The sequence below is a fragment of the Nocardiopsis sp. NPDC055824 genome (assembly GCF_053616335.1).
Map to the genome: position 1 here is coordinate 1 of NZ_JBSHDN010000407.1, position 1,430 is coordinate 1,430.

The following is a 1,430-nucleotide window of genomic DNA, read 5'->3' on the forward strand; positions in this document are numbered from 1 at the left end:
CGCCTGATCCGCCCGGGCCCCCGGGGAGGGGGCGCCCGGACCGGGCGCCCCCTCCGTCGTCCTCGGCCTCTCCGCCCCCGTCCACAGCCCGCGGAGCGGGCTTCCCCCGCCCACGGCCCGGCCCTACCGTGGAAAGCGGGGGGATTCCGGGGTCACACCGGCCCCGCTGCACCGCACCGGTCGCGCAGGCCGCGCGGGCCCCGCTGCCCCGCACAGGACGCGCAGGACGCCTGACGCGGCGCCCGGCCGCACCGGACGCCGCACGCCCTGACCGTCCCGGCGGCCCGGCCGCGCCGCCGGTCCCCGGCCGCCGCGCCCCGTGCCAGGCGCCCCGCGTCAGGCCGAGTGCCCCCGGCAGGGCAGCTCGCGCACCCGCCGGGTCGCCGAGGCCCGCGCCGCCAGCTCCTCGTCCCCGGGGTAGCGCACCTCCTCCAGGCTGAGCCCCTGCGGTCCCACCACGTGCACGGAGGAGTCGCGCACGGCCGCGCCGAGCACCGTCCCCGGCCAGTCCGCGTCCCGGCGCCCGTCGCCCACGGCCAGGAGCGCCCCCACGAGGGCGCGCACCATGTTGTGGCAGAAGGCGTCCGCCTGGATCGTCCCGCGCAGCAGGTGGGTGTCCACACGCGCCCACTCCAGGCGCAGCAGCTCCCGGACGGTCGTGGCGCCCTCCCGCTTCTTGCAGAAGGCCGCGAAGTCGTGCTCGCCGACCAGCCGCGCCGCTGCCTCGTTCATCCGCCCCTCGTCCAGCGGGCTCCTGTGCCACAGCACCGACCGGCGCAGCAGCGGGTCCACCCCGTGGGGGGCGTCGCTCACGTGGTACTCGTAGCGCCGGAACAGCGGGGAGAACCGCGCGTCGAACCCCGGTGGGGCCTTCCGGGCCCCGGTCACGCGCACGTCCTTGGGCAGGACCCCGGCGAGGCGGCGGAGCACCCTCTCCCCCTCGGCCTCCCAGGTGGCCGCCGGGATGTCGGCCTGCGCCACCTGCCCCCTGGCGTGCACCCCGGCGTCCGTGCGACCCGCGCAGGTCAGTGCCACGCGCGGCAGCCGCAGGACCCTCTCCAGGGCCGACTCCAGCTCGCCCTGCACCGTTCGGCGCCCGGGCTGCGCGGCCCACCCCGAGAAGTCCGTGCCGTCGTAGGCGATGTCCAGCCGGATCCTGACCGCCGGCTCGGCCCCGGACGCGTCGCCCGCGCCGGCCTCCGGGGGGCCGGCGGCGCCACCGGCCCCGGCGCCCCCTGGAACACCGGCGCGTCCCGGCTCCTCCGCCGCGGCGCCGCGCGGGGGCTCCCCCGCGGGCCCGGCCCCGGCCGTCGTCCCGTTCTCGTCCATCACACCCATCCGTTCAGGCCCACCGTCGGAGGGCGGCGCCCCAGGCGTCCGCCCTCCTGGAAAACACGAGTGCCCGACCCCCGGAGGGGTGGGGCCCTCGG

1 protein-coding gene is annotated in these 1,430 nt (G+C 79.4%); it reads right to left on the bottom strand.

Translation table 11 applies throughout. The features are described 5' to 3' along the window. Positions 1–336: 336 nt before the first annotated feature. Complete coding sequence (gene truA / locus ACWGL3_RS32200; RefSeq protein ID WP_267946668.1) at positions 337–1,329, bottom strand: tRNA pseudouridine(38-40) synthase TruA; 993 nt, start codon at positions 1,327–1,329, stop codon at positions 337–339. Between the last annotated feature and the right edge of the window lie 101 nt (positions 1,330–1,430).

Coding starts and splice junctions, on each gene's coding strand:
- truA (WP_267946668.1), bottom strand. CDS start 1,329: ATGGACGAGAACGGGACGACGGCCGGGGCCGGGCCCGCGGGGGAGCCC.